The sequence below is a fragment of the Arthrobacter sp. UYP4 genome (assembly GCF_057291175.1).
The window spans coordinates 873,542-899,665 of the sequence record NZ_JBXAVU010000001.1 but is presented as its reverse complement, the minus strand read 5'-3'; the positions used below and the strand labels follow the sequence as shown (position 1 = coordinate 899,665).

Below are 26,124 nucleotides of genomic sequence, written 5' to 3'. Positions count from 1 at the left end.
TGTGTCATCCAGAGGGAGCGGGCCGGGGCTCGACGTCCGCCAGATCGATCCGGTTGAAGACCTCGTTCATCACGGGGCTGACGGGGTAGGTCGTGACGCGGGCGCTCATCGCGAGGGCGGAGATCGGGAAGGCGAGCGGGACGGCCGGGAGCCGCGCCGAGACCTGCGCACTGATGTCCGCGTAGGCCTCCGTCCGGTCCTCGCCGTCGGGCAGACCGCGCGCACGGTTGATCTTGCTGAACAGCTGCGGATCCTCGTAGGCGAACTCGTCGCTGTAGCTCCCGAAGAGTGCGCCGACGAAGTTGTCCGGGTCCTGGTAGCTCCCGCTCCAGCCGAGGAGGTGGAAGGCACGGTCACCGGATGCCTGGACGGCGTCCACATAGCCCTCGCTCCACTCGACCGGCACGGGCCTGATGTTGAACCCGGCCGCGGTCAGCTGGCGGCTGAGCTCCGCGTAGGCCTTCTCGGGCGACGGCAGGTAGGCCCGCGAGACGTTGCGCGGGTAGTAGAACGGCAACTCACGCCCGTCGTAGCCGGACCGCTCCAGCAGCTCCCGGGCGCGATCGACGTCGTAGCCGTAGTCCTCGACCGCGTCGGTACCCACCCCCAGCTTCTCGGGGATGAAGTGCCGCGCCGGCTTCGTCCCCTCGAGGAACCGTCCGTCGATCAGCGAGTCCTTGTCGACGGCGTGCGCGACGGCCTGTCGGAACAGGACGTCGTCGACGCCCGGGAACGCCTCGTTCAACCCGAGGTACAGCACGGAGTACGGGTCGCGCTGGAGGAACTGCAGGCCGTTGCGGGCGAGGTCCACGGCGCTGTCGACGGAGACGAAGTCGTACCCGTCGATGCGTCCCGAGGTCAGGGCGCGGGCACGCGAGTCGGGGTTGGCGATGGTGGTGAACAGCACACGGTCCACGTCGCCGCGCTCACCCCAGTACCCGTCGAAGAAGGCGAGCTCGACGGCGCCCGGTTCCCAGGAGACGAAGCGGAACGGGCCGGTCCCGACGGGCGCCCGGCCGTAGCGGGACACGGCCGTCCCGCCCTCCGACCCGGTCGGCTCGTCGGCCGCACCTGCCTCGAGGGCGGCGGGGGAGGACATGGCGAAGGCCGGGGCGGCGAGCGCGGGGACGAGCCCGGTGATCCGGCTCGCGAGGCGGAGTTCGACCGTGTCGTCCGACGTCGCCGTGCAGCCCCTGTACAGGCTGACGTCGGGCTGGTCGGAGAAGGCCTTGAACACGTTCTCGAACGGCAGGCGGGAGGTGCCGGAGCGGGCGCTCGCCGGCAGGTTGTACCAGCGGTCGAAATTGGCGCAGACGGCCGTCGCGTCGAAGGGCTCGCCGTCATGGAAGACGACGTCGTTCCGAAGGGTGAACTCGTAGGCCCGCCCGCTGTCCTTCTCCTCCCACTCCTCGGCCAGCAGCGGTGCCGGCCCGGAGGTGAGGGGGTCGACGCCGACGAGTCCCTGCAGGACCTGCTGCGTCACGCGATAGGACTCGGTGTCGTTGGCGAGTGCGGGGTCGAGCGTCCTCGGGTCCGCAGAGGTCCCGAAGGTGAAGGTCGAGGCCTCCGCTGCCTGTGTCGCCGTCGTCGCGGACGGTTGCGGGGGAGCGACCTCGCCCGCGGTGCAGGAGGTGAGGAGCAGAGCCGCCGCCACGGACGCTGCCAGCGCGCCACCGCCGACCCGTCGGTGGCGGGTGCGGCGCGGGGCAGGGGTCTTCACAGGCTTCGATCTCCGAACAGGCAGGGGTCTCCCGGTCCTTCAGGAGCGGGGTGTCTGGAAGCCCAAGTGTAGGTGATCGTCCTGTCCGTTTTACCCAGGAGCGGCCGCGGGGGAATGCAGGACGGACCCCCCACCACGAGGGTGAGGGGTCCGTCCGTAGTCCCTGGATCACGTTAGAGGACGACACCAGGGAGGTCTGCGTGGTCCTTAGCCGGCGGGGGGCGTGAGGACGGCGTCGATGAGGTAGACGACGGCGTTGGCGGTCTGGACGCCGCCGCAGACGACGTTGGCGTCGTTGACCTTGAGTTCCTGGCCGGAGCCGGTGACTTCGAGGTCGGCGCCCTGGACGGTGGTCTGGGTGGTGCCTTCGAGGTCGGCGGGCTGGATCTTGCCGGGGACGACGTGGTAGGTGAGGATGCTGCTCAGGCCCTCGGTGTCGGTCTTGAGTCCTTCGACGGTCTCGGGGGGCAGGGCGCCGAAGGCTTCGTCGACGGGTGCGAAGACGGTGAATTCGCCGCCGTTGAGGGTGTCGACGAGGTCGACGTCGGGGTTGATGCCGCCGGAGACGGCGGCGGTGAGCTGGGTGAGGATGGGGTTGTTGGAGGCGGCGGTGGCGACGGGGTCCAGGGCCATGCCGGCGACGGATCCTGCGCCGTCGGGGACGGTCTCGGCGTAGCCGGCGCAGCCGGGGCCGACGAGGTTCGCGGCGGGGTCCATCATGGCGTCGGCCGAGGCGGAGGGGGCCATGCTGGCTTCGGGGGAAGCGGACTCGGCGGCCATGCTGGTCTCGCTGGCCTCACTGCTGGGAGTGGCCTCGGCGGCGGATTCGTCGCCACCGCCACAGGCCGCGAGACCGAACATCGAGACTGCTGCGATCCCGAGGATCGAGAGGTTCCTGCGCTTGGTGATTTCCATGAGATGTCCTCCGTTGATGAGACCCGGCGGGTGCCCGTGGTCTGGAACTGTTTGCTGAAACACATCGTGTCGATGTCTCGGAGGTACTTCGGGCGACGCGTAGGAGTGGATGGGTGGCATCTGCAGGAAAGGTACGCACACGGTCGTCGCCGGACATGGAAGGGCCCCGCCGGGCGTGCGGCCCGGCGGGGCCTGGAGGTCGGTCCGGAGACCGGTGCTGCTCTGTGCGCAAGAGGGGACTTGAAAACTTGGCTGAGGCTTTTCCGAGCGTGACGCCGACGTATCGCGACGCATGATTACGCGAAGCCGGACAGTCCCGGTCACATGCCAAATCCGGGTTCTGTTGATGGGATCAACAGGCGCTGAGAGGGGCCTTCGTCCCCGCGCGAGACGCCTGCAGCCGAGAGCTCAGCCGTCGCGGTGGGGTCGTCGCTCCTCGATTTGCCGGCGGCGGACAACTCCTGCGTCCACCCAGACCTCTCGAGCCATGCTGTACTCCACCCACTGCACGCGGACCATGCTGTTCGTCCACGCCATCGCGAAGCCCTTCACCGTCTGCGAGTGCCCGTCGGCGTAGACCAGGTCGCACCAAATTGGTGGCGCCTTCACCGTTGTTTCTGTGACGCCAGTCGTGGGCGCTGGGAGGGAAATCGGGGCGACGTACCTGTCCCTCGAGGGCGGGATGCCATGCCAGCCCGGGCGAGGTGCTCTTGCGTTCATTCCGCCGAGCCTAAGTGGCGGCGGCGACACTCATGGCTAGGATCGAACGGGCTAGATCATCACTACATGGAGGAATCGTTGAAGCGAGCAGTAGCCCTATCGACCATGGTCGTACTGATGTTGACCGCCTGCGCGGGCACCAGCGAGTCGGCTTCGACCACTCCTCAGAGTGCGGCGGATCCTAGTGCCGCTGCCACGTCGTCTCCGACTGCCGCGGCGGTAACCGACACTGATGCCCCCGAAATCACTGCAAGCTTCGTCACGCCTACGACGGTCGACATGGCTGCGGGCGATGCGTCGGTCGAAGTTCGGGTGCAAGTCACCGACACTACAGGTGTGACGTCCGCGGGCAGAGCGGAAATCGTCAACGATGAGACAAATCAGTCGGTAACCGGCGACTTCGCCCGTCTTGCAGGGGTCGCTCAGGACGCCGCGTGGAAGGCCACCGTCGAGCTCCCGCAGGGAAGCACCGCCGGCACCTGGACCGTGCGCGTTGCAGGGCTGGAAGACACGGCCGGAAACGTGACGACGGGGGACGCTCTGACCTTGAAGTCGATCACCGTTTCCGCCGCCAAATAGCCTTCATTCGACGACGAAAGCGCCCCACCCTCACGAGGAGGATGGGGCGCTTTGTTGTCAGACGGCTTCGTGGCGTCCAGGCTCATCACCATCGGGGGAGAGGAACGCTAGGTGCTTGCGCGTCCATTCGACGACGCCAGGCACGGCGAGGATCCGAGTGACGAGGGCCGTGAGCGCGATCGCTGCGACGAGGATCCCGTTCAGGACCACGTACAGCCACTCGGGGATGATCGCCGTGTTCTCGGTCAGCCAGCCCATGCTCGTGGCGAGGATGCCATTGAGCAAAGGGAAGAGGCCAACAGCGGCGGCGAACGCGGTGCGGGCGGTAGCCCGCCAGGGGTGGGCTACCTGTGTCGTTGCCATCAGGACTCCTTCCCGAGAGTGATGGTCGCCTTCGTCCCGGCGAGGGCCCGGTCGAGGCCTGCGCTGATGGCGTCGTTGACGCGGGCCGGGTCAAGGCCTTCGACCTTGGCCGGTACAGCGCCGACGGCGTTGAGGATGTCGGCGCGGAACTGGTCGAAGTGCGCGAAGACCGACGCGGGGGTGGTGTCCCCGCCGACGGACGGGCCCCCGCGCTTGATCGTGGCGTTGAGGATGAGGCGTGCGGTGGTCTCCGCGGTCTTGCTGATGGTGGCCTCAGTGCGCTCCTGCTCGGCCGCGAGCGACCATCGGAGCTTGTTCGTGCCGCCTCCATTGCGTTCGACGGTGGTGTCCAGCAGGACGCGGGCGATGGTCGCTGCTGCTTCGTCGGTGATGCTCTCTACGTGTCCCATGTCTTCCTCCGGTTCGATGATGCTGATGGCGTCGTTCTGGAAGCCGATCGACGCGTTGCCGTCGATGGCCTGCTGGTAGGAGCTCAGGAAGAGATCCCAGTCGAAGCCGGCGCCCGGGTCGTACCGGGTGCCGGGGTTCGTTTCGCCGTGGCCGTAAAAGCCGGCACGGGATCCGCTGATCGCCTCGGCCGCACTGAGGCGGCGTGCGGGTGTCGGTGTAGCCAGGAGTCCGTAGGCGACGGCCTCCTGCACCATGCGAGCCGCGCCGACGGCCATGTTCACCGTGGCCGCCACACGGTTTATCTCGGACATGGAGCGCCAGTCGTTGGCGGCGACTGCACCGGAAACGCTCATGGCGTGGGCGTTGTTGGTGGTGTCAGCCCATGCCGCCCAGGACGGATGGACGAGGTCGATGATCGAGTCCGCGTCCGCGAGGACGTGGTACGAGCCGTAGTCGGAGCGGCCGCCGATGAACGCAGCGACTTGCTCTGCCCCTCCGTCGGGACCGTTGAAGCAGGTGTTGTTCTCCGCGGTGTGGACGCCGATGACGCCGGATACTTTCGTGCGCTGCCACCCGAACTGCGGGGTGATGTTGTTCGGGCGTTCTACGAGGTAGTAGGCCATGCGTGCCCCTTCCCGGGCATAAGAAGAGCCCCGACCGGATGGGCGGGGCTTAGGGGTAGAGGTTCGGCGGGTCGCCGATGTCGGTGTCTTTCAACCGGTGCCGTGCGTCGATGTCCCAAACCCGGTGTCGGGCGATTAGCTCGTCGCGGGTGCGGATCTGCCGGTAGAGCCCGGAGATCTCGTCTCGCTGCTCGCGGGTCGTGGCTCGTTCGCTCTTGAGGTCTTCCTCTGCGATGCGCTTGCCCTCAGTGAGCTCCTCCCAGGACTGCTCCCGGGTGGCGAGTTCGTTGGCGGCCTTCTGCTGCGCGATGGTGTCCTTACGGCCGCGGGTGGCCTGGATGATGCTCCAGACGAGTGCGGCGAGACCCGTGAGGGACACGATGAGGGCGGCGATGTCGATCTGCATGTGTGTCCCCTACTTGTCGCGCCGTGTCAGATCGGCCGTCACCTTCTGGATCAGTGGTTCGAATGGGTTGCGGAGTGGTTGGCGGAGCATGGTGGCGTCCTTGAGGAAGACTGCGGTCCAGATAACGGCACCGGTGTAGCCGGCAGATGTTCCTCCGTAGATGGAGGCGAAGAACCCGCCAGCCCAGCACGCTGTAGTGACGACAGAGAAGAGCAGGCCTGCCCGTGCCGCAGCTTCCCGCCCAACGATCGCCGCTATCAGGCAAGCGGCGCCGGTGATGAGGAACAGGTAGCCCCAGAGAACGATGCCTGCCCCGAGAGAGATCCCGGCGACGGCGTCGATGATGCCCTGGTATGACCCCGACGTAAACGAACCGGGGTCGAGGACGCATAGCAACCCGATGACGATGTGTCGGGCTGCGGCGACGAGGAGATAAAACCTCGCCCGCCGGGACATGTACTGCTCGCTGATCAAATCCGCTCGTGACATGCGAGCCTCCGTTGCTGGTGCATGGTGCCCCTTTCCGGGGAGTAGGTTGTGCTGAGTGCGTATGCTTGGCCTTGGTGCCCGTCGAGGCGTGCCACCCCCATAGAAGGAGTGAAGGTTCCCCTTGGCAGAGATGCGTGTCGAATTCTGGCCTGAGCCGTCCCCGCAGGCGCCCCTCGCCTTCCTGACGATGGCGAGGGACGAGGAGGTCATGATGCAGGCTTGGCTGCTCAACGGGCTGCGGATCAGTCCCGACGCCGAGTTCTTTATCCTCGACCATGCTTCCTCTCCGAACATGGCCGGTCAGCTCAAGGAGTTCATCGAGGAATGGGACATCAAGGTCAGCTTCCTGAGAATTCCCGCTATCCCTTTCGACGACGAGTTCAAGGCGATGGCTCTAACGAGCTTCGCGAAGATGCTCACCCAGTGTTACGAGGTCGTGGTGACCTCTGACTGCGACGAGCTCCTAGTCGGGCTGGGCATCACCGCCGAGGAGGTGCTTCCTCTGATGCTGGCAGCCGAAGGGATTGTTGCCCCCATCGGGTTTGAGGTGGTCCAGCACATCTCGCATGAGGCGCCGTTCCAACCGACCAAGCCCATCGAATCTCAGCGAGCCTTCGGGTTCCTCGCTTCCGGCTACACAAAGCCCGTCGTGTGGAAGAAGCGGAGCGAGTTCAGCAATGGGCTGCACCGGGTTCACGACGAGTTCCAGTACGAGCCCACTCTCGGCCTGTTGCACCTGCGTAGCGTGGATGAAGGGCTTTCTGCGGCCCGCGCAGTTCAGCGGCGTGGCACAGGCGTTTCCATCGGTCAGGCTGAGTCTGGTCGCGGCCGGCACTGGAATACGGCTCCCGAGAAAAAGATCAGTTTCTTCAAGAAGCTGAACGCCCTCGACACCATGCCTGGATACCGACATATCTTCCCGGAATTCATGGACTCGATGCGGGAGACCTATGCGGGGAATCCCAGCGGTTTCTACGGGCACAACATCAGCCAAACCTCGGACTTTTGCGACATCGGAGACGTCCTTTACCGCAGAGCGAGTTAGAGGCTAGGCGCTAAGATCAGCGCCCAGCCTCTAACTTCGTCCAGCTTGTCGCCGCAGCTCTAGCCCTTCGCGATTTCAGCCTTCGCTTGGATAAGCGCCTGATCAAAGCTCTTGCCGTTGACCCCGCTGATCCATTCACCTGAGCGTGTAGCGGTGTACGTTCCGTCCGGATGTGGTCCGTGGACGGTGATCCCGCTCGCCTCATCCTGATACGCCGGGATCTCCGGCTCAGGTGGCGGCGCGGCCTTGCTATCCAGCCAAGCGGCGAGGCGATTGAACACCGGAACTTCCTGCCCGGTCAGCTGCGTACGGGCCAGGAACATCTTCGCCACTTCCACGTGCTGCGCCTCGGTTGGCTCGGTAGGTTCGGGATAGTCCATGGTTATGCTCCGATCAGTCCGTGGCCCGCTGTGGAGCCGTGAAGGTCTTGCACGAGCGCGATGAGGTGACGGGACAGCAGCTGCACCTGGTTGGCGAGGTTCTGCATGTCCGACTGAGTTGGTGCTGCGGCGTAGGCAGGTGCGGTGTAGGAGGCAAATGCGGTACGGTCCGCCGTCCCAGTCGCGGCGCCCCAACCGGTCTTGCGTCCCCGCAGAACCTGAGTGCCATTCATCGCCAGGTTGACGTTCTGGATATTGAACTGCCGAACGGGTGTCGCGGCGCCGTCATCCGTGATGGAGATGTAGGTGCCGGTCGCGTTGCCCTCATCGGCACCAAACAGGATGCGCTGGTTCCGTGCCAGCCAGATGGCTTTCTGGTTGGTGAAGTCAGCGTGCAAGGTGCGTAGGCCGTAGCTGAACAGATGGACGCCCGCGACACCTCCGGGCGTGGACCCCGTGTCGCCGAGAGCGATACCGCCGTACCGGCCGCCCGTGTAGCTGGCGCCGCGGACGCGGAGTGCTTCGCCGTTCCCGTTGGCGTCCATCGGCATGATGGTGTTGCTATCGAACTGGAGGCCCGTCCACATGCGCTGCATGTTGGCGGGGTCCCTCTGGGGGAACCGGATGCCGTGGTGCGCTCCGTACGTGCCGTCGGACAGTGCGAGGTTGAGGATGGAGAGGGCCCCCTCCTGACTGGTTGGCGCCCACTCCGCGACGACCGCATCATTTCTGAGGTTGACCTCAACGCCCACCGCACGTCCAGGCGCAGGAGCCGTGACGTGGGCATAGAACCAGCCACCGAACCCGCGGGCAGCGTCCGCAGCGATACGGGCTCGCCCGTGCACGCCGGCGGTATCGCCCGTGCCCCCATACGAGGCCACGTACCCGGTGATACCCGAGGCGTAGGCGTCGCCGGAGCGCTTGATGATCGAGCCGAGGATTGCGCCCTGGTCCCAGCCACCGGAATAGTTTGCGGAACTCTCCTTCTGAACCCACAGCACGGGCCGCGCATCAGCTGTGGGGGCAGCAGGGGTGCCGGCCTGCAGGAGTGCGCCGATTGCGCTCTTGACCGTATCGGAGTTGTAGGGGTTGTTCGCTCCGCCACCGAGCGCGCCGTTCGGATAGAGGACCGCGGGGTTTGCGGCATGCGCTGCTGTCGCCGACGCGTAGTCATTGATACTGGCAAACAGGCCGGCGACCTTCTTGTCCACGTAGTCGCGTCGGGTGAGTTGGTCGGCCGCGGTCGGCTGGTCCGTTGCGGTGACGCGCCGGAATGCCGTGTCGCCGCCCGAATTGCGCTGCACGACCGTGGCAGGCGTGGCCGAAGCCGTCGCGCCGTCGAGCTTGGTCTTGTCCGCAGAGGACATAAGCCCAGCAGCGGTCTGCGTCGCGGCTGAGACGTCACTCTTTTTCCAGTTCGTCCACGCGTCCCCGTCCGTCTCGGCGCGAGTCTGCACCGAGTTCGACTTGTCATGCAAGGACTGCCACGAGCGCCCCGGCCCGTTGCGGACAGTCGTCACCGTCCCGGACGCCCCGTTGAGCCATGCATCCGCGGCCGTGACGGACATGTAGCTCAGCCCGATGGGGTAGGTGCTCGGCACTGACGACTCGGGCTTGACAGCGACGCCTTGCGCCCGGGGAACGGGGAGCTGGTGTTCAGGCACCTTGCCGTCCGGACCGAGGGCCACGAACGCAGGAAGGTACGCCAGCGGCAGCTTGCCGGAGGCGTCCAGGATGGGAACATCGTCCGGGATGTTCCCCTCAACCCCGTTATTCGCCAGGGCCCGGTGGTAGGCCTCGAGGTAGGTGCGACCCAAGTATTCGACACCGGCCTTCGACATGTGGGTGGTGTCGCCCGAGTTGTGCGCTCCCTCGGCGGCAGGAGCGAACCCCGTGTACAGCACCCTGCCGGGCGTCTGCTGGTGCGCCAGGTCGATCTTCTCCCGGCCCACCGTGGCCGCGATTCCCTCGGGGACCATTTGGCCCACGACGAACGGGACCAGCGGCACCGAGAGCTGCGTGCGGAACCACGCGATCAGGTTATCCAGTGCCGCCGAGTAGGAAGCCGTGCTGGACGACGAGTTGTTCTCGCCCTGGTGCCAAAGGATTGCCTTGAGCTCCACGATGGCGCCCGTGGCTCGTGCAGCGGCGAGCGCGTCCTTGGTCTGCCTAACAGCCAGCTCGGGCAGCCCGAACTGTGGCTGTGTGGCGATGCCCGGTGTCCACGTGTAGGTGCTGGTGGAGTTGGTGAACCCTGTACCTCCCCGAGCGGCGGGAATGAGCAGCACTCCCACGTGGGGTGGCTGGTTGCGGAGGTAGTTGTGCGCGAATGTTGTCGCAGGCGAGAGCCCGGACGCTGTGGCATTCATGTCCAGCGGGACGGGGGCGGTCTCGAGGATGCGGCGGGTGTAGCCGAACTGGGCAATGCGGGAGTGCATGTAGCGACCAGCCTGCGTCGCAGTGACCGGGGCGGGCCCCTGGTTGTTGGACTGCCCTGCGATCAGGAAGGCATGCCATTCGGTGACTTCGCGGGCCTGCTCGCTCGTCTGCACCCATGTTGAGGAGATGATGCCTGTGGTGTCCGAGCTCGAACGACGGAATGCGCGAGGGCTGTCGCCGTACTCTTCGGCTCGCTGAACCCACCACGAGTTCTGCCCGGGCTGGCCTGTGGCCATGTTTTCGATGATGCCGGCAGAACGCCAGCCGGGAGGGAGGTTCTGCATGGACGGCACATCCGGGGTGGCAATCCGATGGATGCCAGGGACGTTGAAAGTGTTCAGGTCTGTGCCGGCAGGAAGGACGCTAAGTTTCGCGTAACCAGGGCCGAGATCCTCGACGCTGGCCGCGAGTTTTTCGACCTCTCCAAGAACCTCGCCGTCGGCGGCGACGATGCTCGTGGCGAGCTTGTCCCAGTCGCTACCGGTGCCGTCAGTATCGGTAACACGTGCGACAGGCTGTTCGCCGTCCAGCTTGTAGATCTGCCGGCCATCCGGCCCAACATAGGTCATGGGTTATCCCCTTCCGAGAGGGTCAGCGTCGAGCTGGGCATTGTTGGCGCCAGCCCACAGGAGGTCGAATTGCGTGTTGGTGCGGTGTGCGTGATGCAGGTCAAGCTGTTCGTTGGTCACGGCGTTGACGGCTTCGAGGACGCGCCCGCCAATCGTCTGGTCGATCGACCCGGGCGACGCTGAGATCGAAAGCGAGGTGATGAGTACTTTCAGCCGGACCCGGAATGCTTTGCCCCCTTCGACCCACACGATGTCTCCCAGTTGCCTACGAGGATCGGGAATGACCTCCAGGCTCCTGAGGAAAGGTCGAGGAGCCGCGACCCACGCTGAAATCCAGTCGGCCAGGTCGCGCAACGCCTGTGGTTCCTGAACCCAAGGGCCGGCCATGTGCTCGAGGCGTGCAGCATTCGCTGGGCCGAGGTGCGCACCGCGGGTGACAAGGTCTGACCAGCGGACACGCGCCTTGCCGCGGACGATCGGCAGCGGGCGGTCCCGACGAAACGGCTTGAGGAACGCATCGTTGTCGGCGGTCTTCAAGATCAGGGTCTCGCCTGCAGCAAGGTTCACCGCGGTGTGGGTGAGTGCGACAGTTTCTGAGTTGATCGCCTCCCAGGTGTAGGAGATCTTGTCGACGTCGTATGCCCACCGATCTGTGGCGTCCTCCTTCGACACAGTGCCTCCGACGAGGGACAGTTCGCCTCGGTTCAGCTGAGCGTGGGTCCAGTCATTCGTTGGTGGGTTGATGCCAAACCAGGACTCGTCCACGCCGGGCTCGATGATGTCCGTGGTCGACTGTGCGGCCTGCAGCGACTCTCCCGTCCCCTGGTAGAAGGTCACGGAGGAGACCGGCGCCCGAGTGATGTTCGCCTTACGGGACTTCACGTCCACGCCCGTGCGAACGCCCTTCGATGCGGAGTCCCAGCCGAGATCAAGCACGTCATCGAGTGCAGTCAGGATCGCAACAGGTTCGGCGTTGGTGAGAATGTTGCGGTTCACCCACCGGAATACTCCATGCTCATCCAGCTGCATAGGGGCACACTCGGCGTCGGACTGTTCTCTCAGCACCTCTAGCGCTACCCGCCCGTTGATTGCTGGCATGGCCGGCAGCCCCGCGTTGGAGGCGGACGGAGTCAGAATTGCGGTGCGGAGCCGGTTGTAGGTGGGTGCAGTGGAAAAGCCGACCTGCACACCGCCGCAGTGCACGCCCGTAATGTGAGGCGAGGTGATCTGGATGCGAGGGTTGTTCACAGTCGTCATCTCGGGCGGCAGGGTCGTGGTGCCAGTGACCGTCGCGCCGTTGTTCGCGTAAATCGTGAAGTTCCCGCCCGGGTTCACCCGCAGCGTGAAGCGGTCAGCGGTCCACGCATTGGCCGCCGTCATGGCGCACACGATGGTGCTGGTCGTGCCATCGAAGCAGACGCCCAGGACCCTGCGGTCCGCCGTCACGGCCAGGGACACTCGGGACTGGCCCCACCAAGTCCTGACTGTCCAGTCGCCCTCGGACGCTGTCACATCGCGGACGTCCAGGGTGGTCTGGAAATTCTTGTCCAGACGCCCGTTCGGCCAGTTCGACAGGTCCGGAGTGTAGGACGCCTCAATGCTGTTGCACGCCAGGCCCCACTGAGACTGGTTGAAGGACGGCGGGAAGGAAGGGTTGCCCTGCTGCCCGGCGCTGACAACCGTGCCTACTTCAGGCCACGCCGACCCCATGAGGGGGACGGACAGAATGCAGCCGGAGTCAACCGGCGACGTCGCGTTGAACCCGCACGCACGCAGCACCCGGTCAGTGGTGAAGATCGGAGAGTTATTGACAGTGAGAAACTCCCCGTTTTCCTCCCACGGTGGCATGACCGACATGTGCGGTGGGAATGACACCGGCTGCGACAGCTTGTCGATCATGTCCACCACGCTCGAGGTGACTGATCCCTCAGCAATCGACCCTGAGGACGAATCGATGACACCGGTGAGCTGTCGGACGAGCACCCCGTCGAAGCCAAGATCGACGGTCACGCGATCGCCGGGTTTCGGAGGGAACGTCCCGGCGTCCCACGGCGTATTTGCCCGGCTCTGCACGATGCTGCCGACGTTCCACTTCACAGTCCCTGTCGCCGCAGTGAGACCACTTGCGGAAGTCACCTGCTCCGGGAGTGACGAGGGCAGCTCCCGGCTGATGCTCACTGTTGCCACGTCGAAGTACTCGCCGTTGACCGTCACAGCTACAGATGGCGTCATCACGTCGGTCATGGACGGATAACCCTTTACTGACTGCACCTAGCCAACCTCTCGAATCGTGAAGGACAGCGCCGATCGGCTCGCGTGCGGTGCTGCATACACCACTCGGCTGACCGCCTCGGAGAGCCCTTCGAGGGCGACTCGATTGCACCCGCGGCCAGTTGCCCATGCCGCGACGTCGGACGTCCACGTGAACGCCGGCAGCGCCCCTTGCCGCGCTCCGGTCGCCCAAACCCGCACCGACACGGCTCCTTCGGGTGCCGTGCGGCGTATTGAGGATCTGGTTAGCAGCGACGTGCTGTACGGGGTTGTGTGGTCGGCAATGATCTGGCCAGCCCAGTCCCGAAACGACACCCCCACCACCCCAGTCCCCTTTAGGTAAACAGACCAGGTGACGGGCATCCCGGGCACTACCGGGGGTCGGTCCGCGACCCCATCCCTGAACCCGAAGTCCATGGTTCCGCCCGTAGGGTGAATCAGCGTCCGCGGGGCAAATACCCCATCCGACGCAAGGACCGAGCCACCCTCCACAACCCCAGCACCTTCCCAACTCCCCGGAGCGAGTACCGACTGCTCCGGGGAGAGGAGGTTCGTCACCCTGGCCATAGGTTCCACCCACACGAACGGCGGCGTACCTCCCAGCTCGAGCGAGGTCAGCGCCGACAGTTCGGAGGGGTTCAGATGGTCGAGGGACACCGACCATGAACGCCGCGACAGCGGAGCTCGCTGTACCTTGACCCTGCCTTCGAGAGTTGTGCGCTTAGACACCGCCCTCTCCATTTCGACGCCCAACCCGCCGACGTAGTACTCGAACGGGATAAGCCGGCCCCTCGGACCTAGATATGCCGTCATGAAGGGCCTCCTACGATGTCGAGTTGAATCCGCGGACGTCTCTCATGACTTCCATGAAGCGGCGGCCGTCCAGGTAGAACTCCGCTGGCCTGCTTGCAGCAGCGCCAAGGTCACGCAGCAACATCCGGTCCTGATCGGACAAAACCGCTACCGACGTCCCTCCACTGCTCGTCGCGAGGTGGTGGATGTCCCGCCACTGCTGGCGGTTCAGCACGTACTCGTCCCCGCCGGTGGCGTTGAGGACCCGGGACACGCCTGGAGGAAGTTTCCCGCCCTGGTCCCGGAACAGCGTCCGTTCCTCCGTGGAAGCTCCGCCTCCAAAGAAGCCCTTGATGCTGTTCACGACGTTGCCGGCGATGTTTTTGATGCCGTTCTTGATGTCGGACACCCACTGCACGACCTGGTTGAGGCCGGACTTTGCGAGTCCGCCGGTGGCATCGATGAACATGCCGCCGCCGGGGAAGGCCTTCTTGAACTGGGTCATCAGGGTGTCGACCAGCCCATCGAACGGGTTGGCCGCCGTCCCGTCGCCGGCCTTGCCGGACCCTCCCGGGTACAGCTTCTGCAGCGCCCTGATGTCGAAGGCCGTCGGAGCCCCGGCCTGGTTGCCCAGGAAGGGGTTCATGATCGACGCGACACCGGTGAAGTGAGGCAGCCCGAGGACGTGCCCGAGCTCGTGAGCAGCCGTCTTGCGACGGTTGCTCGCGGACAGCTGGCCCATCCACGAGGGCGACATGTCGATGTTCGTCCCCGTGGCGTAGCCCAGGATCCCACCGCCGCGCTCGAGCGGTCGGGCGTAGCCCTGATGCTGGCCACGCCCGATCGCGACCTTCACGCCCGCGGCGCCGTCCCACATGCGAGCGGCCCCGGGGAAGTCCCAAGGAGCCATGCCGGGAGCGACATCCATGTATAGCGCCTTGTGGCGGGCGATCTGCGAGACGTTGCCGGTGAAGAACCCCGGCTGCCCGGCCATCGGCGAAAGGTCCGACGCCGCGCCCTTGCCGCGGATCGCTGCGCGGGCCATGGCTGCAAGGTTTTCCTTGCCGAGCGCCGCGGTCTGCGCGGCCGTGAAGACGAACTCACGGCCATGCACGACACCCGCTGCCTTCCGTGGGTCGATGTCGCCGGTGTAGCCACCGTTGTAGAAGCCCTGCGGAAGGCTGAGGGGCTTGATTTCCACACCGGGGATGGAGTTGAACGCGCCCAACAGTCCCTCGTTGATGACCTTGTCCACGACGATCCGGATCGGTTCCTTCGCGGCTTCCTTCAGCTTGTCGAATTCCCGCATGGCCCCGGTGACCATGTCCGTGAAGAACCCCGGGACCTTCGCCAGACTCTCGGCGAGGCCGGCGAAGAACCCTTTGACGGCGTTCACCTTTTCGTTGATGCCCGCCCTGAGTTCCTCGACCCTTGTCAGGACCCACGACACAGCGTTCGTCGTACCGTCCTGGAAGAACTGGAGCACGGTAGCGAGTCCCGGCCAGAAGTCCTCACGCATGAAGCGCAGGAACCCGAAGAACACCTGACCGAAGAACCTGACGAGGCTGTCGATAACAGCCCGCCCGGCTTCCGTCTGGGTGAAGAACCACACCGTGGCACCGACAAGAGCGACAACCGCTGCGATTGCCAACCCGATCGGGTTGAGCAGCAACGGGATGAGGCGACCCATCAGCCCGAACCCGCTGACGATCTTTTGGATGTTCCCAGCGAACGTCAGCAGCGCGCTCACGCCCGCCGTGGCGGACAGCGCAGCGATGAAGAGCCCGACTATCAGCGGACTCTCTGCCATGGCCGTCAGCAAGGGCGAGAGGGCCCCCACGACTGAGGCGAGCGCCGATGCGAAGATGGTCAGCACCTCGACCACCGTCGGGCCTAGCGCTGCGGCGATCGGAGCCACGGCCGTGAGGACAGCACCCAATGACGCAGCGAGACCCGGCAGCAGCGGAACGATGTCCGCCGTCGCGGTACGCAGTGCCTCCATGAACGTCGTCAGCCCGGCGCCGAAGGTCGGGTCCGAGAACGCCGTGAAGATGCCGCCGATGAACATGCCCGCGATCTCGCCGCCCAAACGCAGGAAATCCGCGAGCGCTGGCGCTCCCGTGCGGAAGGCTTCACCGATCGGGCCGAGGGCGTCCGCGAGTCCACGGGCGCCGGCGGCTGCGCCTTCGAAGATGGTGGCCATCGTCTGCTGGAAGACGGGTCCCTTCATGACGGCTTCGATGCGGTTGAGGTTGTCCGCGACGGATCCGAGGGTGGTGTCGATTCCGCCTGCTCGGGCTGCGTCCGCGACTGCTCCGAAGATTCCCGACAGGGAGCCGAGGATGGAGGCGATGTCGCGGAAGCCCTGGAGGCCTGCATCGATCCACCCACGGAGCGAGCCGTCGGCGGCCGCGCCCTGGATGAAGGTGTTGAACTGGGTGGCGGCGTCGCGGATGGCTGTGGCGAGGCCGGGCATGTAGTCCATGCCGACGACGCCGAGGGTCACGAAGGCTTCGACGAGGGGGTCGATTGCCCCGTTGAGGATGCCGATGGTGTCGGCGACCTTCAGGAGGAGCCCTTCGAGTACTCCTCCTCCGAGGGAGTTGGAGAGCGAGGTCATGAGCTGCTGCGCCCCGGACCCGAAGGCCGAGGAGATTGCGCCCACGCCTGTGGCGAGTTGCGGCAGGACGGTTGCCGCGAGTCCCTGCAGGGGCCTGATGAACCCCGCGAAGAAGTTCTCCTGTGCGATGCGGCGGATCCCGCCGAGCTGCTCGTACACGGCCAGGAGGGCGCCAGCTGCTGCCTGCGCGTTGGGCGTCAGCTTGCCCATTGCGTCGGCTGCCTTCTGCCCACCTCTGGCTGCGGCGTCAGCCTGCTGCAGCTGGACCCTTTCCAGTCCCCGGTAGGCGTCGGCGACGGCCTCGGTCGCGTCGGCTTGCGCGCGGCCGGCGTCCGCGGTGGCATCAGCGATCGCCAGCTGCGCGTCGGCGATGCGCTCGGCGCCTTCCTGCTCCGCCTTCACGGCATCCGCTGCTGCTTCCTGCTGAGCCCGTACGGCGTCCGCGCGGTCCTGTACGGCGTCCGCGACGGCGTGCTCGGCACTGATGACCCGCTCGTTGCCCTTGACGCCGTCACGGGCCGCCTGCGCCTGCTCCTCGCGAAGCGCCTTCGCGTCCTCCTTCGCGGTCCGGTATCCCAAAGCGGCTTGGTCCAGGTCGAGCTGGAGTCCGCGGAGCTCGCGTCCCGAAGTGCCGGACCCGGCTGCCTTGCCTTCGGCGAGCGCTTTGCGGGCGTCTTCGAGGCGCAGTGCTGCCGCGCGTTCGGAGAGCTCTGCCTGCTCGAGGGAGCGGGTGAGGTCCTTCACGCGCTGGACTGCGTCGGCGCGGGCCTGGTTGAGGTCGCGCTGGGAGTCTGCGACACGGCGGTTGGTGCGCTCCACCTGCCGCTCGGCGTCCTCGACGCGGCGCAGCGCCGAGGCCTGCTGCTCGGCGTTCTGCTGCACGATGTCGGTGAGGGCGTCGTTGGCGTCCTGGATGCGGCGGGCCGATTCGACGCTGACCTCTGCCCTGCGCTGCTCGGCGCGGGAGATCTGGCGTGCGGCGTCCTGCACGGCCATGGCGTCCAGTGCTGCGTTGCCTGCGAGGGTGGTGGATCCCTCGGTCGCGGCCTGCAGCGCGTCAGCCACCCCGAAGAGTGCGGCTTTCATGACGCCGGCGCCGGCGCCTACGGCGATCAGGGCTGCGGGCGCGAGGGCCGAGACTCCGCCGAGGTCCTTGAGGGACCCGGCGAGGGTCGCGACGCTGCCCGCGGTAGCGATCAGGGCGGACCCTGCGGCGCCCGCTGCGGGCGGGATGATCGCCAGGCCCGCGGAGACCACTGCGAAGCCCTGTGTGAAGGCCCTACCGCCGCGCGTGCCCTGCTGGGAGACGCTCTGCGCCATCCGGTGCAGGTCGAAGTCGATGGTGCTGGCGTCCTCGCGGATGCTGCGTGCGATGTCCGACAGGGGGCGGCCGCGGAAGGACCGGGACATGAGGGCGCCGAGGCGGCCCATGCTGCGCTCCGTGGTCGCTGATTGCTGCTCTACCCGGCGGAGGTGTGTTTCGAGCTCCTCGGAGGCGCGAGCTGCCAGGTGCTGGGCGGTGCCGAGGTCCTTGCTCGTGTTCGCGAGGTCGCGGTCGGCTTTCGTGCGCGCCGTCGTGGCGATCGCTGCGCGGCCGCGGGCGGCAGTGACGCGCTCCTCCGCGGCAGCGATCTGCGACGCCGTAGCGCGGGCCTTCTCCCGGGTCTCGGTGAGCTGCAGCTCCGCCACGCGGACGGCACCCAGAGCTCGCTCCTCGGCTGCCGCTGCGGCTTCCGAGCGGGTCCGGGACGCGGTGACCTTGTCCTGCGCGCCGGCGACGGCCTTGCCGAGCCTGGTGACCTCGGTTTCGAGTCCCTTGGTCTCGGCGGCGAGGCCCTCGGCCATGCTGACGCCCATGCTCTTGCCTGCGCTGCGTCCGGCTTTCTCGGCCGCGGGGCGCATGTGCTTGGTGATGGCGGTCTGCGTGCCAGTGAAAGTGGGGGTTACCTGGACTTCTGCGAGGCTCACGACGGGCACAGGGCAACCCCCACTTTCTATTCAGTTGTCAGCGGCTCACCACAGGTCCTCAGGGGAGAACCCCAGAAGTCCGGCGACGTCCTCGATGTGCTGGCGTTCCATGGCTTCTACGGCCCGGTCGATCTCCGTGCGTGGGCCCGGGAACAGTTGGACGGGCTGCGGTTTGCCGTGCGCGAGGCCTACGAGCTGCTGCGAATGGTGGCGCAGCTCGTTGACGACGTCGCGCAGCAGGATCTGGGTGATGCCGTACTCGGACAGCGGCGGCGCCCACTTCTCGGTCGGCACTGGACGGGCTGCGAGCTCGACCGCCTTTTCGGGGTCGTTGGTGACAGCCTCCGCGTATCTGCTCGCGGTGGGCAGCATGTCGATGTACTCGAGCACGGCCACCCACCGCTTGCGTGCGATGTACTCCGCGAGGTCCACACCGAACTCATGGGAGAGATCAGCGCGGATGGCAGCGCGGTAGCGACCGACTACTTCGCGGAGGCGCTGTCTTCCCCCGTGGTGCCCAGCGTCGAGGTGTAGTAGTCGGAGACGCGGCGCATCATGTGGCTCTGCGTGCGCAGCGACAGGCGGGCTTCGCGCAGGTTCTCGTAGTCCTTCACGGGCAGCCACTTCTTGAGCGCCTCGGAGTTGCGCTTGCTCTTCTCGATGTCCTCGAGGAACGCCTCCGCTTCCTCCGCTTCCATGCCGGCGACGTCCGGGAACGTCACGGTCTTGCTGTTGGGCAGGGCGATGACGAACGGTTCGACGACGCCGATCTCGGCTTCGAGAGCGGCGATGGACAGGTTGACTTTCGGCTTATCAGCCATGGGAATCCTCCGGGTGTGAGGTCGTGCTGCGGGTGGGTGAGGGTGCTACTGGTCGGTGGAGTCGGCCGCTGCGGCCGGCTCAACCGTGGTCGACGGCGTCTCCGCCGGCGCCGGGGTGGTATCGGTGGCGGAAGCGGGCTCGGTCGCGATGGAGTCCTTGTCGGACGAGATCGGCGGGAGCGGCTGCTCCGCCAGGCGAGCGACCAGCTCCTCCTTCGAGCCCTTCGTCAGGAGGCCGCGATCGGAGAGCTCCTTGCGCAGCTCCTTGACCGTGAACTCCTTGAGGGCGACCTCGGCCGCCGGCTCTTCCGTGAAGCCCTGCGAGCGCAGGGTGACGAGCTCGCGGGGCACTTCGGTGGTGACTCGGACGACCGAGCCGTCCGATTCCTTGGTGAGAGTGGGCATGCTGTTCTCCTTCGAGAGGGGTGGGACATGTCCCGGGTGTGAGGAGGAGTACGGTGCGCCCTGTCACACCCGGAGCAGCAGGGCGCACCGCGATCGTGGGGCTACTTGAAGCCGAGCAGCGCCTTGTGCTTCAGGGCGCCGGTGCCGCCGCTGTAGTGGCGGCCGGGGGAGCCGATCTCGTCGTCGGTGAAGACGCCGAGGCTGTACTCGTGCTGGATGGGGTTCTCCTGGCCCCAGACCTCGTCACCGCTGGAGGCGAGCTTGACGCGGCCGAAGCCTCGTCCCTCGATCCACTGCTCGGTGGCGGGTCCGTCGGAGCCGAGGACCAGGAGGCGGTACTCCTCGAACTCGGGCAGCTCGGGCTCGTCCCAGACGATCTCGCCGGTGAGGGGGTCCTGCGCGACGTTGGACAGGTCCACGCCGTACTTGAGCTCCTTCATGTGCCGGCGGCCGGACTCGAGGCCGGTGAAGCCGACGGTCCGCACGACGCTATCGACGTCGGAGCGGATCTCGGAGGAGTAGCCGAGGGCGTTGACGCCGGTGGAGCTCACCTCGCGGCCGAAGGTGTAGCCGTCGGGGGTGACCAGGCCGCAGGGCTTCCAGCCGAGGGCCTTGAAGTCCAGCAGCTGGTTGTCGGCCCCGAACAGGGTTTCGGGCAGCTCGACCGTGAGAGGGGCCAGCAGGGCGATGGCCCGCCGGATCTTCCGGACGAGCGCGCGGGAGTCGGCTTCCTGCCGCAGGGTGTCGATCGTGGGAGGCATGATGGCCCCTTTCGTGGTGGGTTGGTTTCCCCGGTGCGGGGCTAGCTGACAGGCCGCGACGTCACGTCGAACGTCGCGAAAGCCTTGTTGAGGGTGTCGGTGTAGTAGACGTCGTCAGGGGTGGAGGAAACTTCGATGGCGTCGAGGTAGCCGGACGGGGTGTCGATGTCATCTCCGCAGATGGACGCGCTGATCGACTCGAGGGTTTCCCGGGCGAGGTTGCCCTCCGCGTAGACCTCGAGGGTGATCGGGTCGACGCGGTCAAGGAAGCCTTGAGTGCCCGGGGCGGTGATGATGTGCACCAGAGGGAAAGGGCCGACTAGCGCTGTGCCCTCGACTTCGAGGTGCCAGACGAACCGCACCTCGTTGTCGAGGTGGACGGTGCCGTCGATGAGGTCCTCGAGGCAGCTTCGAACGTTGGGGAAGACTAGGCCGTCGTTCATCGCTTCCCCCTGACCTTCATCGCCTCGGTGACTCGGATCAAGGTCTTGTCGCGGGAATCGCGCCAGTCCTTCTTCACCTCACGAGCGACGGCGCCGGCGCGACGCTCGTTCTGCCAGCCGGCGCGGACTCGCTGGCTCTTTGCCTCATACGTCGACTCGCCGCGCGCCGTTGCAGCACGAGCGATCTTCTGCGCGACTTTCAAAGTGAGGGCGGACATCCTCGGGCTATTGGCCACCTCGCTCAGACCCTTGCTGACCGGGCTCATCGTCACCTTGACCTTGGTCTCGTCAGCCATCAGGCGCCCCTCCTGAGCTTCAGCTCGACCGTGACCCCCCAGGGGGAAGGTGTCCCGTCGATCTGCCACGTGCCGGCCATCCTGTGCCCGGCAGGAACGACGATGCGGTCTGTCGACTCGAAGGCGAAGGGACCGTCGTAGTAGAGCAGCGCGGTGTCCTCCGGGACGTCGGAGCGGTCGAGGCGCGGATCCGTCGTGTCCATCGGCGTGACCTGGCAACCCTCTACCGGCAGCTTCTGAACCGGCTTCGGATTGCCCTTCGAGTCCCGCCCTCCACCGCGCTGCACCTCGACGGCGGTATTGAAGTCCTCATCCTTGGCCAGGAAGCTGCCGCGGAAGAAGGACATCAGTACCGGCCCTCCTTGTGACGGAAGATCCGGTCGAAGCCCCCCGATTTCGGGAAGGACCCGCGGGGACCGGCTCCCGCCGAGTTGACCTCGAAGACCTTCGCCATCCAGTCCTCGATCGTGATGAACTCGGACCGGCCTGCCTGGAGGGTCACGGCCTGCGTGATGGGCCCGCGGGTCTCGGACCAGGAGCGCGCGTTACGGACCGGGGCGCCGTCGACGACGGCGAGCACCATGTGCACGACGACGTCCTTCACGCTCTCGGCGTCCAGCATGCCGGCGGCGATCCGGTCGTCGACGTCGCGCCACCGCTCCCGGACCCGCCTCGAGGCGAAGCCGAGGTAGTACAGGGCCCTCGGCTTCTCCGCTTCGGAGAGGGAGCGCCACACCGTTTCCAGATCCTCGACTTCAGCAAGTGGTCCCGCCATGGCGCTCCTCCCGTCCTACTTCGCCGGCGTGGTGGTGCCGGTCTTCTTGGCGTCCGCAGCGGCTTCCTCGGCCTGCCGCACGCGCTCGGCCTCCGCGGCTTCTGCTTCGGCGATTGCCTTGGCCGCGGCGTCCGCTACGGCCTTCAGCTCGGCTGCGGTTGGCACCTCGACAGCCTCGACCAAGCCGAGTCCGACGAGACGCTTCCGCTCCGCCGGGCCAACGGCTGCGGAGAGCACGGCGCCCTTGCGGAGGTAGACCTCGCCCGAGTCCGTCTTGGCGACGATGAGGGTCGCAGTGACCCGGTGTCCTGCGGCGGCCATTAGAGCTCCGTCCCGGTGATCGTGACGCCGGCGTTGCCCTCGAGCACGACGGGGACCGTCGTGCGGCGAGCGCGCAGCATGTAGGAGTCGTTGTCGTCGTTGCGGATCGACTTGGTCTCGACGCCGACGCCGCCGGTCTTGACGTAGCCGGGGCCGCCGAGGTCCTCGTCGGCCATGCCGCCGAGCTGCTCGGTGTCGAGGATCATGGGATCCGCGACAGGGGTGTGGTTGCTGGTCATCCAGGTGAGGCCCAGCGCCTCCGGCCACACGCCGCTGACGAGTGGGTTGCCGGCCTCGCGGGGCAGGAGGCCTGCTGCGTTGAGGCGGGCGACGGCCTTGGCCCACTGGGTGGGCTTGAGGACGACGACGTCGGGGTTGTAGCCCTCGTCGAGGCCGGTGACCGATGCGACGGCGAGGAGCGTGCCTTCGACGATCTTGTCGCCGGCGCCGTCTCCGACCCAGGCGCCGGGTCCGCCGGCGGCCGAGACGTTGAACTGGCGGGTGACCTTGGACGCGATGACGCCAAGGGCGGCCGAGTCGACGAACTTCACGGACTGGTTGACCAGTTTCGTGAATGCGCGGTCGACGGGGTTGATGCCGAGGCGGGCGATGGCCTCGTCGAAGACCGGGGAGTCCTGGCCCCACTTGCTGGTGCGGGCGGTGGCGAGCTCACCGCCGGTCATCTTCGTCTGCGGGTATCCGGCGCCCGGGGCGACGGCCTCGGGCTCGTCTTCGGTGAAGATGGGCTCGCCCGTCTCGTAGAGGATCGCGCCGCCGACGGCGATGAACCGGCCCTGCAGCAGGCGGTCCGCGATGTACTTCTGGTCGAGCAGGGTGCGCAGGCGCCGCGCGATGACCGAAGGGGTCTTCATCATCGTGTGGATCTCTGCGGTACTCGGGCCCGTGACCTGCACGGCCCTCGTTGGGTACTGGTACATGAGGCCTCCTAGCGGCTGAATGCGATGTCGGCGCGCGCGTTGGTCGCTCCGACGAGGGCGGGGCCGACGGCGAGGGAGGCATCGGCGGCCCCGATGGGCGCGACCTTCCCGTCCGCGGCGGGGATGACGAGGTCGCCGGCAGCGACCGTGCCGACGACTTCGAGGGACTGGACTCCGCCGGGGTACACGGTGACGTCCTCGCCGGCCTTCGCGTCGAACGCGATGACGCCGAACCAGGAGCGGCTGCCCGCGGCAGCGTGCGAGATCTGGCGATCACCGCTGATGGCGCCCAGGCGGCCGCCGACAACGTCGGTCTCCGCGCTGAACGTGACGCCGGCGCCCGGGTTGAACTTCCGGATGTGCTCCATGGTCAGGCTCCCTTCTCGGTCTCGGCCGGGGCGGAGCCCCATGCCTTGCTGTAGAGGGCGTCCTCGTCGGATGCCTCGTTGATGCCACCCGAGTAGCCGCGCGCCTCGAGCGGAATCAGGTTCTTCTGGAGCGATTCGAGGGTCTCGGCCATGCCGGGATCCTTCGCGATCGCATCCACCCAGTGGTCACGCCTTGCGGGCGGGATCCTGCCGTCATTGACGGCGTCGTTGACGAGCTTGGCGCGGGCGTCCGCGACCTGCTGGTCCCGGGCTTCGCGGCCCTGCGCTGCGTCGTTGCGCAGCTGCTCGTACTGGGCTTCGTCGAGGACTACGGTGCCCGGGGCAGTCGCGGCAGCCGTGGGGGCTGCTGCAGCTGCGGTGGGAGTTTCCTGCTCTGCGAGCGCCTCGTCGACGGCGGCCAGCAGGCCGTCCTCGTCGAGGGTTGCGGTGGCAGGGATGCCGAGCCGCTCACGGAGCCCCTTGGTCAGTGCGTCCGACATGGTGTCGGTTCCTTTCTCTCGGGGGTTGGTGCTTTCCGCCGGCTCGGCCGGAGGCTTGTTGGTGGCCTTGTCGACCAGGTTGGTGAGCGCCGGCAGGGCGTGGCCGTTGGCGAGGCTCAGTCGGTCCTTGCGGACATGGTTGGTGGGCACGAGGGGCCGGGGCGCTTCGCGGCGGCCGGCGTGGGCGAAGATCGACAGGTCGAATTTCGCGGTGGTGCTGTCCTGGTCCTCGCCGGTGTCCTTGCCCTTGCGGGTCTCGACGCGGTCCGCGAGGCCGGCGGCCACAGCTTCCTCGGCCGTGTACCAGGTCTCGGCGTGCATGGCGTCGCGCCACTCGTCGGCGGTTCCGCCGGCACGCTCGGCGTAGACGCTGGCGATGGTCTGCGAGAGCTGGTCGAGGACGTCCGCGGTCTCCCGCATGTCCCCGGCGTTGCCCCAGCAGATCCCGGAGGCGTCGTGGATCATCATCTCGGAACCGAAGCCCATCACGACCTCGTCAGCGGCCTGGACGATGAAGGACGCCGCGGAGGCGGCGAGTCCGTCGACGATAGCCACGACGTGCGCCTTGTGCCGGCGGATGGCGTTCATGATCGCCGTGCCGTCGAACACGGACCCGCCGGGGGAGTTGACGTAGAGGTTGATGGTCTCGACGTCGAGCGCGGCGAGCTCCTTGACGAACTCGGAGGCGTTGACTCCCCACCAGCTGTCGATGACGTCGTAGATGTAGACGTCGGCAGTGGAACCGCTCTGCGCCTCCATTCGGAACCACTTGGGGTCTTCTGCTGGCCGCGGGAGGGGGCCTGCGGTGCTGCGAGTGCGGGTCATGTTCCTGGCCACCGTTCTGCGGTCTGCCGCGGCTCGCCTGGCTGCGGTCTGGTCGGGCTGGGGGGCGGGTCCTGCTCGGTGCCGGACCGACCGGCCGTGGAGGGCAGTTCGCGCTCTGAGTCCGGGTCTCGGTCGGGGAGGCTGTACTGGTTGCGCAGGTGCGCTTCCAGCGGATCGTCGAGGCGTAGTGCCCCAACGCGTACGAGGCGCTCGATCGCGTCGGCTGTCGCCGGGTGGCGGGACCCGATTTCGTCGAATACGAGTTTCGGAGCGAGCTCATCGGGCCCCCAGTTGGCGTCGACGAGGTCCTCGATGATGTGCTGGTTGGCGACGTCGGCGATCTGCATGGCGATCGTCTGCAGGGACAGGGTGAAGAAGTCCGCGAAGGTTGAGCCGAGAGCCCACGATCCGGTTTCGGTGCCGAGGTTCAGGAAGTGCGCGAGGACCGCGCGTGCGATCTGCTCGTCGTAGTACCGGATCGGCTTTTCCGAGTCCGGCAGGGTGCCTTCAACGCCTTTGAGGTCGAGCTTGGCGCCGTTGCGAAGGGAGGCGCCCGAGTTGTCGCCGGAGCGCAGGCCTTGAGCAACGTCCAGGCCGTCCTTAATTTCGTCTTCCTGATACTTCTTGGCGTCGTCTCCCTGCAGGCCATCAGGAAGCGGGCTGGCGGTGTGGACCGGCACGCCCATTCCATTGCGGTCGAGGGTTTGTGCCTGCACCCGTAGCGCCCGGTCCTTGAGGAGCCAGTACTTGTACGCCGGACGGATGACGGACTGGCCGAGCCAGTTCCCGCCCTCCCGCTCGTTCACGTACGCGACCAGTCGGTCGACCTCGATCCGCGCATCTCGAGATCCCGGCTTGGAGGCGTGCTGCTCGATAGCGACCAAACCACCGTCTGCCGCGACGTCGATTTTCGAAATGGTCCGCGGCGGCCGCCACTCCAGCTTCTTGAGGTGGGCCTTGCCGTCGCGGATGACGTACAGCTGCTCGAAGAACGAATGACCGAACGGCAGCATCAGCAGCGCGTGGCGCAGATGCTCGCTCCACGAAAACCGATTCTGCGAGCGCAGGGCCTGCCGCTTGGGCTGTCCGACGATGTCCAGGCCGAGGTCGTCGGCTATGTGCTGCACGACCTCCTCGCGGGCCCCGTTCGGGTCGATTCGCCACACCGTGCGGCGCACGGGGAGGGTGATGGCCCGCAGTACCGAGGTGACCTGCGCTTCCTGCCGGCGCATGCTGTCGAAGATCATGATGTTCTTCGGCCAGACGAGCTCCGGAGTCTCCTCCTCGTCAGGCGCTGCCCACCAAGGGGACACGTTGGTGGAGTAACCCCTGCTTGCTACCGGAACGGCCACGAGGCACTC

The 26,124-nt window shown here is 66.7% G+C and carries 27 protein-coding genes; 2 read left to right on the top strand and 25 right to left on the bottom strand.

Translation table 11 applies throughout. The features are described from left to right. Nucleotides 1–4: 4 nt before the first annotated feature. From AC0Z9V_RS04255 to AC0Z9V_RS04245, 3 genes are all read right to left on the bottom strand, one after another. The gene (locus AC0Z9V_RS04255) at nucleotides 5–1,720 is read right to left on the bottom strand and encodes an ABC transporter substrate-binding protein (RefSeq protein ID WP_485140824.1); all 1,716 of its coding nucleotides are present in this window, start codon (nucleotides 1,718–1,720) and stop codon (nucleotides 5–7) included. A gap of 207 nt (nucleotides 1,721–1,927) precedes the next feature. Next, nucleotides 1,928–2,635 (bottom strand): fasciclin domain-containing protein, encoded by a 708-nt coding sequence (locus AC0Z9V_RS04250; protein ID WP_485140823.1) that lies wholly within the window; start codon nucleotides 2,633–2,635, stop codon nucleotides 1,928–1,930. 408 nt (nucleotides 2,636–3,043) lie between these two features. Continuing rightward, the gene (locus AC0Z9V_RS04245; protein ID WP_485140822.1) at nucleotides 3,044–3,244 is read right to left on the bottom strand and encodes a hypothetical protein; all 201 of its coding nucleotides are present in this window, start codon (nucleotides 3,242–3,244) and stop codon (nucleotides 3,044–3,046) included. 216 nt (nucleotides 3,245–3,460) lie between these two features. Here AC0Z9V_RS04245 and AC0Z9V_RS04240 point away from each other — a divergent pair, with 216 nt between their 5' ends. Beyond that, complete coding sequence (locus AC0Z9V_RS04240) at nucleotides 3,461–3,934, top strand: hypothetical protein (protein ID WP_485140821.1); 474 nt, start codon at nucleotides 3,461–3,463, stop codon at nucleotides 3,932–3,934. Between the two features lie 57 nt (nucleotides 3,935–3,991). Here AC0Z9V_RS04240 and AC0Z9V_RS04235 read toward each other — a convergent pair whose 3' ends face one another. From AC0Z9V_RS04235 to AC0Z9V_RS04220, 4 genes are read right to left on the bottom strand one after another with little or no spacing between them, the layout of a single operon-like run. Further along, nucleotides 3,992–4,297 carry a hypothetical protein gene (locus tag AC0Z9V_RS04235; protein ID WP_485140820.1) on the bottom strand — a complete coding sequence of 102 codons (306 nt, stop codon included), beginning with the start codon at nucleotides 4,295–4,297 and terminating at the stop codon, nucleotides 3,992–3,994. After that, nucleotides 4,297–5,331: a hypothetical protein gene (locus tag AC0Z9V_RS04230; RefSeq protein WP_485140819.1), complete on the bottom strand. Its 1,035-nt coding sequence runs from the start codon at nucleotides 5,329–5,331 to the stop codon at nucleotides 4,297–4,299. Before AC0Z9V_RS04230 ends, AC0Z9V_RS04235 begins: the two co-directional genes overlap by 1 nt. Before the next feature lie 49 nt (nucleotides 5,332–5,380). Beyond that, nucleotides 5,381–5,737: a hypothetical protein gene (locus tag AC0Z9V_RS04225; protein WP_485140818.1), complete on the bottom strand. Its 357-nt coding sequence runs from the start codon at nucleotides 5,735–5,737 to the stop codon at nucleotides 5,381–5,383. A gap of 9 nt (nucleotides 5,738–5,746) precedes the next feature. Continuing rightward, nucleotides 5,747–6,226 (bottom strand): hypothetical protein, encoded by a 480-nt coding sequence (locus tag AC0Z9V_RS04220; protein ID WP_485140817.1) that lies wholly within the window; start codon nucleotides 6,224–6,226, stop codon nucleotides 5,747–5,749. Between the two features lie 121 nt (nucleotides 6,227–6,347). Between AC0Z9V_RS04220 and AC0Z9V_RS04215 the strand changes: the two genes are divergently transcribed. After that, nucleotides 6,348–7,271 carry a hypothetical protein gene (locus tag AC0Z9V_RS04215; protein ID WP_485140816.1) on the top strand — a complete coding sequence of 308 codons (924 nt, stop codon included), beginning with the start codon at nucleotides 6,348–6,350 and terminating at the stop codon, nucleotides 7,269–7,271. Nucleotides 7,272–7,330: 59 nt separating this feature from the next. On the opposite strand, the gene AC0Z9V_RS04210 is transcribed toward AC0Z9V_RS04215, so the two are convergent. The 18 genes from AC0Z9V_RS04210 to AC0Z9V_RS04125 form a co-directional block, all read right to left on the bottom strand. Further along, the gene (locus tag AC0Z9V_RS04210) at nucleotides 7,331–7,651 is read right to left on the bottom strand and encodes a hypothetical protein (RefSeq protein ID WP_485140815.1); all 321 of its coding nucleotides are present in this window, start codon (nucleotides 7,649–7,651) and stop codon (nucleotides 7,331–7,333) included. Between the two features lie 2 nt (nucleotides 7,652–7,653). Further along, entirely contained in the window at nucleotides 7,654–10,659 is a 3,006-nt protein-coding gene (locus tag AC0Z9V_RS04205; RefSeq protein ID WP_485140814.1) for a sialate O-acetylesterase, read from the bottom strand. 3 nt (nucleotides 10,660–10,662) lie between these two features. Beyond that, a complete protein-coding gene (locus AC0Z9V_RS04200) occupies nucleotides 10,663–12,903 on the bottom strand; it encodes a hypothetical protein (protein WP_485140813.1) in 2,241 nt (746 codons plus the stop codon). A 27-nt stretch (nucleotides 12,904–12,930) separates the two neighbouring features. Continuing rightward, nucleotides 12,931–13,743, bottom strand: a complete 813-nt coding sequence (locus AC0Z9V_RS04195; RefSeq protein ID WP_485140812.1) for a hypothetical protein — start codon at nucleotides 13,741–13,743, stop codon at nucleotides 12,931–12,933. Between the two features lie 10 nt (nucleotides 13,744–13,753). After that, entirely contained in the window at nucleotides 13,754–18,319 is a 4,566-nt protein-coding gene (locus tag AC0Z9V_RS04190; protein ID WP_485140811.1) for a matrixin family metalloprotease, read from the bottom strand. Between the two features lie 36 nt (nucleotides 18,320–18,355). Next, entirely contained in the window at nucleotides 18,356–18,742 is a 387-nt protein-coding gene (locus AC0Z9V_RS04185; protein WP_485140810.1) for a hypothetical protein, read from the bottom strand. A gap of 50 nt (nucleotides 18,743–18,792) precedes the next feature. After that, nucleotides 18,793–19,131, bottom strand: a complete 339-nt coding sequence (locus AC0Z9V_RS04180; RefSeq protein ID WP_485140809.1) for a hypothetical protein — start codon at nucleotides 19,129–19,131, stop codon at nucleotides 18,793–18,795. Nucleotides 19,132–19,176: 45 nt separating this feature from the next. Continuing rightward, a complete protein-coding gene (locus AC0Z9V_RS04175) occupies nucleotides 19,177–19,536 on the bottom strand; it encodes an SAP domain-containing protein (protein ID WP_485140808.1) in 360 nt (119 codons plus the stop codon). Between the two features lie 101 nt (nucleotides 19,537–19,637). Beyond that, a complete protein-coding gene (locus tag AC0Z9V_RS04170; RefSeq protein WP_485140807.1) occupies nucleotides 19,638–20,297 on the bottom strand; it encodes a hypothetical protein in 660 nt (219 codons plus the stop codon). 41 nt (nucleotides 20,298–20,338) lie between these two features. Next, complete coding sequence (locus AC0Z9V_RS04165; protein ID WP_485140806.1) at nucleotides 20,339–20,740, bottom strand: hypothetical protein; 402 nt, start codon at nucleotides 20,738–20,740, stop codon at nucleotides 20,339–20,341. Further along, on the bottom strand, nucleotides 20,737–21,036 hold the full coding sequence (locus tag AC0Z9V_RS04160) for a hypothetical protein (RefSeq protein WP_485140805.1): 300 nt from the start codon (nucleotides 21,034–21,036) through the stop codon (nucleotides 20,737–20,739). The genes AC0Z9V_RS04165 and AC0Z9V_RS04160 overlap by 4 nt, the downstream gene beginning before the upstream one ends. Continuing rightward, entirely contained in the window at nucleotides 21,036–21,383 is a 348-nt protein-coding gene (locus AC0Z9V_RS04155) for a hypothetical protein (RefSeq protein ID WP_485140804.1), read from the bottom strand. Before AC0Z9V_RS04155 ends, AC0Z9V_RS04160 begins: the two co-directional genes overlap by 1 nt. Then, the gene (locus AC0Z9V_RS04150) at nucleotides 21,383–21,811 is read right to left on the bottom strand and encodes a hypothetical protein (RefSeq protein WP_485140803.1); all 429 of its coding nucleotides are present in this window, start codon (nucleotides 21,809–21,811) and stop codon (nucleotides 21,383–21,385) included. The genes AC0Z9V_RS04155 and AC0Z9V_RS04150 overlap by 1 nt, the downstream gene beginning before the upstream one ends. Before the next feature lie 15 nt (nucleotides 21,812–21,826). Next, nucleotides 21,827–22,132, bottom strand: coding sequence for a hypothetical protein (locus AC0Z9V_RS04145; RefSeq protein WP_485140802.1), 306 nt, complete (start codon nucleotides 22,130–22,132; stop codon nucleotides 21,827–21,829). Beyond that, nucleotides 22,132–23,070 (bottom strand): phage major capsid protein, encoded by a 939-nt coding sequence (locus tag AC0Z9V_RS04140; RefSeq protein WP_485140801.1) that lies wholly within the window; start codon nucleotides 23,068–23,070, stop codon nucleotides 22,132–22,134. Before AC0Z9V_RS04140 ends, AC0Z9V_RS04145 begins: the two co-directional genes overlap by 1 nt. Before the next feature lie 8 nt (nucleotides 23,071–23,078). Then, a complete protein-coding gene (locus AC0Z9V_RS04135) occupies nucleotides 23,079–23,438 on the bottom strand; it encodes a capsid cement protein (RefSeq protein WP_459268619.1) in 360 nt (119 codons plus the stop codon). Nucleotides 23,439–23,440: 2 nt separating this feature from the next. Next, a complete protein-coding gene (locus AC0Z9V_RS04130; RefSeq protein WP_485140800.1) occupies nucleotides 23,441–24,697 on the bottom strand; it encodes a head maturation protease, ClpP-related in 1,257 nt (418 codons plus the stop codon). Between the two features lie 62 nt (nucleotides 24,698–24,759). Continuing rightward, on the bottom strand, nucleotides 24,760–26,115 hold the full coding sequence (locus tag AC0Z9V_RS04125) for a phage portal protein family protein (RefSeq protein ID WP_485140799.1): 1,356 nt from the start codon (nucleotides 26,113–26,115) through the stop codon (nucleotides 24,760–24,762). Nucleotides 26,116–26,124 lie beyond the last annotated feature (9 nt).

Bases quoted from the DNA above. Each gene is read 5' to 3' on its own strand.
- AC0Z9V_RS04155 (WP_485140804.1), bottom strand. From the start codon at position 21,383: ATGTCCTTCTTCCGCGGCAGCTTCCTGGCCAAGGATGAGGACTTCAAT.
- AC0Z9V_RS04180 (WP_485140809.1), bottom strand. From the start codon at position 19,131: ATGGCTGATAAGCCGAAAGTCAACCTGTCCATCGCCGCTCTCGAAGCC.
- AC0Z9V_RS04250 (WP_485140823.1), bottom strand. From the start codon at position 2,635: ATGGAAATCACCAAGCGCAGGAACCTCTCGATCCTCGGGATCGCAGCA.
- AC0Z9V_RS04160 (WP_485140805.1), bottom strand. From the start codon at position 21,036: ATGGCTGACGAGACCAAGGTCAAGGTGACGATGAGCCCGGTCAGCAAG.
- AC0Z9V_RS04145 (WP_485140802.1), bottom strand. From the start codon at position 22,132: ATGGCCGCCGCAGGACACCGGGTCACTGCGACCCTCATCGTCGCCAAG.
- AC0Z9V_RS04210 (WP_485140815.1), bottom strand. From the start codon at position 7,651: ATGGACTATCCCGAACCTACCGAGCCAACCGAGGCGCAGCACGTGGAA.
- AC0Z9V_RS04240 (WP_485140821.1), top strand. From the start codon at position 3,461: ATGGTCGTACTGATGTTGACCGCCTGCGCGGGCACCAGCGAGTCGGCT.
- AC0Z9V_RS04170 (WP_485140807.1), bottom strand. From the start codon at position 20,297: ATGCCTCCCACGATCGACACCCTGCGGCAGGAAGCCGACTCCCGCGCG.
- AC0Z9V_RS04220 (WP_485140817.1), bottom strand. From the start codon at position 6,226: ATGTCACGAGCGGATTTGATCAGCGAGCAGTACATGTCCCGGCGGGCG.
- AC0Z9V_RS04175 (WP_485140808.1), bottom strand. From the start codon at position 19,536: ATGCCCACTCTCACCAAGGAATCGGACGGCTCGGTCGTCCGAGTCACC.
- AC0Z9V_RS04205 (WP_485140814.1), bottom strand. From the start codon at position 10,659: ATGACCTATGTTGGGCCGGATGGCCGGCAGATCTACAAGCTGGACGGC.
- AC0Z9V_RS04235 (WP_485140820.1), bottom strand. From the start codon at position 4,297: ATGGCAACGACACAGGTAGCCCACCCCTGGCGGGCTACCGCCCGCACC.
- AC0Z9V_RS04130 (WP_485140800.1), bottom strand. From the start codon at position 24,697: ATGGAGGCGCAGAGCGGTTCCACTGCCGACGTCTACATCTACGACGTC.
- AC0Z9V_RS04225 (WP_485140818.1), bottom strand. From the start codon at position 5,737: ATGCAGATCGACATCGCCGCCCTCATCGTGTCCCTCACGGGTCTCGCC.
- AC0Z9V_RS04140 (WP_485140801.1), bottom strand. From the start codon at position 23,070: ATGTACCAGTACCCAACGAGGGCCGTGCAGGTCACGGGCCCGAGTACC.
- AC0Z9V_RS04135 (WP_459268619.1), bottom strand. From the start codon at position 23,438: ATGGAGCACATCCGGAAGTTCAACCCGGGCGCCGGCGTCACGTTCAGC.
- AC0Z9V_RS04200 (WP_485140813.1), bottom strand. From the start codon at position 12,903: ATGACCGACGTGATGACGCCATCTGTAGCTGTGACGGTCAACGGCGAG.
- AC0Z9V_RS04195 (WP_485140812.1), bottom strand. From the start codon at position 13,743: ATGACGGCATATCTAGGTCCGAGGGGCCGGCTTATCCCGTTCGAGTAC.
- AC0Z9V_RS04165 (WP_485140806.1), bottom strand. From the start codon at position 20,740: ATGAACGACGGCCTAGTCTTCCCCAACGTTCGAAGCTGCCTCGAGGAC.
- AC0Z9V_RS04230 (WP_485140819.1), bottom strand. From the start codon at position 5,331: ATGGCCTACTACCTCGTAGAACGCCCGAACAACATCACCCCGCAGTTC.
- AC0Z9V_RS04150 (WP_485140803.1), bottom strand. From the start codon at position 21,811: ATGGCGGGACCACTTGCTGAAGTCGAGGATCTGGAAACGGTGTGGCGC.